Raw genomic sequence first — 3,207 nt, forward strand, 5'->3', positions numbered from 1 at the left:
GCCTCCCGATAAGACACGTCGCTAAAGACGTCGTTATGCACGTGTCTTATCTCGGTCCGCCTCCATCAGGCAGGCGGCATCAATCGGGCGCTTACACAAAACCAAGTCCACGGCTGATTTCGGCGGCCGTGGACTTGACCACCGGGATCAAGGCCTCCATGCGATCTTGCTGCATATATTCCAATGTCGAAGACACACTGATCGCAGCGACAATACGCCCAGTCGCGTCCCTCAGGGGCGCGGCAACGCAACGGATTTGGTGTTCGTCCTCGCCAAGGTCATAAGCATATCCACCATCTTGATAGACCCGCATCCGCTCGAACCATTCGACCTCAGATGTCTTAACCTTCATAAGGTGGCGGTCTCTCTTGAACAGCTGCCGCAACTCTTCTTCGGGCGTGTCCAGCAACAAGGCCTTGCCAACCCCCGTTGAAACGGCAGGTTTTCTGCCTCCGATCCGCGATGTGATCTCGATCGGGCGGCGGCTTTGCAACTTGTCCAGATAGATCACCTCACCATCCTCTAATCTGGCGAGATGCACTGTGTCGGAGGTCGCCTGCGCCAGTTTTGTAAGACAAGGCTTTGCGATCTTGGTGACATCGGCTTGTTGATAGCCCGCAAAACCCAGCTCCACAACTTTCGGCCCTAACCCGTACAGTCTACTATCGACTTGTCGCAGATATCGAACGTCAGTGAGAACAGAGACAATCCGATGTGCGGTCTGATAGGAAATACCTGCTTCTTCGGCAATCTCTGGAATGCTGCGCGGCATATGAGCCACACATTCAAGAACAGAAAGGCCGCGAAGCAAGGTCTGACTATTGGCAGGTTTGGTAGGTTTGCTCATGCGCATCTCTCTGAGAGCCAAAGGCTATTTTAGCGGTCAATCGCGATATTATCCGAGGATCTTCTATTCTTCTATCGCTTGTTGCGCACGTCGGTCGAGGCATAGGCCTTATTTTGGCGAGAAGCGAAAGTGTGAAGGGCGGACTCAATCGGTCGTCCCAACACCTTTGGTTATATCCTGTTTGAGCAGCCGGTCGAGTGCTTATGCTGGTGTTTGCCAACCCAATGTTTTTTCGGGGGCGCGTGTTCAGTGAGTGCGCAACAGCGTTCAATGCGTCAGGGCCATGCAGGATGTAGTCCGTGCCCCTTCATGCGTGGCAGGTGCAGGAGCATGGTGAAGCGGGTTACGCGTTCGACGAGTGTGCCGATCGCCGAGCTGCCGAGACCGAGAATGAGGTCGCCCTCCCAATGGCCCGGAACCGCTCTGTCGCTGATCATCAGCGCATCAGTGAGGAAGGGTTTACCGCGATTGCGTCCGCGTTCACGCGCCAATCTGAGCGCACGACCGGACCGCAGACATGTGGAGAACTCTCGCTTTAGCGCTCCGCGTCCCTGGATGTAGAGAGCCTGATAAATGGCTTCGTGGCCGATGCGCATCGTCGGATCCTCGGAAAAATCCACCTTTAGCCGTTGCGAGATTTGTTCCGGGCTCCAAGCAGATGACCAGCAACGGCTTTGCCGGTGCAACAGCTATGACAACGCGCAGGCCAGAACAATCATCGGCCTGTTCAAAACCGAGGTCATCAACCGGCTGGGGCCGTGGAAATCCAAGGATCAGGTCGAATGGGAACCCTGCAATAGGTCGATTGGTTCAACAAGGAGTGCCCGCTCGAACCTCTTGGCTACATCACGCCAATCGAAGCAGAGGAGAAGTACAAACAAACCTTGCAAGCGGTCAAAATCGCAGATTGAAATACGAAATCAAAAGTCTCCTATAAAACCGGGTCGGTTCAAGGCCGGCAAGCCATCGTGCTCAAGGAAGAGATTCTTTAACGTCTCATAGCGCCCCAATTCCCGCAGTTTGCCCAGCATTTTCGAGCGACGATCGAGAGAGATCGCGATCAGGGGCGGATCGAGCGAGACGGACATAAAGACGCTGACCGTCGTGCCGTGATCTGCCTCGGGCGTGCGGGTGGTGATCACCGTGACGCCGGTTGCAAAACTGCCGCAGCAATTAAAATAGGGGCCGTTCGGGCATACCGGTGACAGCTTGCCCGAACTGTAAAATCGTCAGGCCTGAAGCTCGCGCCGGACAATTTCTGCACCGGCGGACAGGGCGTTTAGCTTGCCACGTGCCACCTCACGCGACAGCGGGGCCATGCCGCAGTTGGTGCAGGGGTAAAGCTTGTCCGCATCGACGAATTGCAACGCTTTGCGCAGGGTGTCGGCGACCTCTTCGGGGGTCTCGATGGTTTTGTTGGCCACGTCGATGGAGCCGACCATCACCTTTTTGCCCCGGATCAGCTCGATCAGATCCAGCGGCACATGGGAGTTGTGGCACTCAAGCGAAACCAGATCGACGCTGGATTTCTGAATGCTTGGGAAGATCAGCTCGTATTGACGCCATTCGGAGCCAAGGGTTTTCTTCCAGTCGGTGTTGGCCTTGATGCCATAGCCATAGCAGATATGGACGGCCTTCTGACATTTAAGACCTTCCATGGCGCGCTCCAGCGTGGCCATGCCCCAGTCGTTCACCTCTTCGAAAAACACGTTGAACGCAGGTTCATCGAACTGGATGATATCGACGCCTGCGGTCTCAAGCTCTTTGGCTTCCTCATTGAGAAGCTTGGCGAATTCCCATGCAAGCTTCTCACGGCTTTTGTAATGCGCATCATAAAGCGTGTCGATCATGGTCATCGGGCCCGGCAGCGCCCATTTGATCGGGGCTTTGGTCTGGCTGCGCAGGAATTTCGCATCTTCGACAAAAACGGATTTCGGGCGCGACACGGCACCGACGACGGTCGGCACGCTGGCATCATAGCGGTCCCGGATTTTCACCGTCTCGCGTTTCTCGAAATCGACGCCGTCGAGGCCTTCGATGAAGGTGGTAACAAAGTGCTGGCGGGTCTGTTCGCCGTCGCTGACGATGTCGATGCCCGCGACCTGTTGCTCCATGAGCGTGACGCGCAGCGCATCCTGTTTGCCCTCAATGAGGGCCTCGCCTTCGAGTTTCCAGGGCGACCAGAGTTTTTCCGGCTCGGACAGCCAGGAGGGTTTCGGCAGGCTGCCGGCAGTCGAGGTGGGGAGCAGTTTGTTCATGATAGACTGAGCTACTCCCCATATATTGGACAATATCTGGCGTAGTTTAAGCTACTCTTTGCACCTGCTGATCGGGTTGGGTTGTTTCATTTCGCTGCCAAT

3 protein-coding genes and 1 pseudogene are annotated in these 3,207 nt (G+C 55.7%); all 4 read right to left on the reverse strand.

Annotated elements, in window-relative coordinates; genetic code table 11:
* Positions 1 to 91 precede the first annotated feature (91 nt).
* The 4 genes and pseudogenes from C8N42_RS21010 to C8N42_RS21025 all read right to left on the reverse strand — a co-directional run bounded on the left by C8N42_RS21010 (position 92) and on the right by C8N42_RS21025 (position 3,105).
* Complete coding sequence (locus tag C8N42_RS21010; RefSeq protein WP_226562550.1) at positions 92 to 847, reverse strand: IclR family transcriptional regulator; 756 nt, start codon at positions 845 to 847, stop codon at positions 92 to 94.
* Between the two features lie 201 nt (positions 848 to 1,048).
* A pseudogene (locus C8N42_RS21015) lies at positions 1,049 to 1,527 on the reverse strand (transposase); the annotation flags it as partial.
* Positions 1,528 to 1,767: 240 nt separating this feature from the next.
* Positions 1,768 to 2,055, reverse strand: coding sequence for a flavin reductase family protein (locus C8N42_RS21020; protein ID WP_107818334.1), 288 nt, complete (start codon positions 2,053 to 2,055; stop codon positions 1,768 to 1,770).
* Between the two features lie 21 nt (positions 2,056 to 2,076).
* Positions 2,077 to 3,105 carry a methionine synthase gene (locus C8N42_RS21025; protein WP_107818336.1) on the reverse strand — a complete coding sequence of 343 codons (1,029 nt, stop codon included), beginning with the start codon at positions 3,103 to 3,105 and terminating at the stop codon, positions 2,077 to 2,079.
* Positions 3,106 to 3,207: the final 102 nt, after the last annotated feature.

Source organism: Celeribacter persicus, from assembly GCF_003050785.1.
GTDB lineage: Bacteria > Pseudomonadota > Alphaproteobacteria > Rhodobacterales > Rhodobacteraceae > Celeribacter > Celeribacter persicus.